This is a genomic window from Psychrobacter sp. I-STPA6b (assembly GCF_020662265.1).
Taxonomy (GTDB): domain Bacteria; phylum Pseudomonadota; class Gammaproteobacteria; order Pseudomonadales; family Moraxellaceae; genus Psychrobacter.
On record NZ_VEWM01000085.1, the window covers coordinates 1 to 505 of the forward strand.

Genomic DNA, 505 nt, shown 5'->3' on the forward strand with positions numbered 1-505 from the left:
GCATAAGCATCAATTAAACGTAAATATTCTTTAACGTTTCTACCAAGTGGCATATCGTTTACACTTTCGTGGAAAACCTTACCAGTTTCGTCGATTAAGTAAGTTGCTCTGAAAGAAACATTTGAACCTGTAAATACTTCATTTCCTTCTTCATCGTATTCAACCTCTTGATCAAGAATGCCTAAAATGTTAGATAAATGTCTATGCGTATCAGCTAAAATTGGATAAGTTACACCTTCAATACCACCGTTATCTTTTGGAGTGTTTAACCATGCAAAGTGAACCTCATTTGTATCGCATGATGCACCAATAACAATTGTATTTCTTTTTTCAAACTCAGGTAAAGCCGCTTGAAAAGCGTGTAATTCTGTAGGGCAAACGAAAGTAAAATCTTTTGGATACCAGAATAATAATACTTTACTGTTTTTATTTACAGCTTCTTCAAATACATTGATTTTCAAGTCATCACCCATATCTGACATTGCATCAATACTAACACTCGGGA

Annotated in this window: 1 protein-coding gene; it reads right to left on the reverse strand. The window is 34.1% G+C overall.

Features of this window, described 5'->3' with window-relative positions:
- Positions 1-482, reverse strand: a 482-nt coding sequence (locus FHK88_RS11680; RefSeq protein ID WP_264480676.1) for a redoxin domain-containing protein, incomplete at its 3' end; no start/stop codon positions are given.
- Positions 483-505 lie beyond the last annotated feature (23 nt).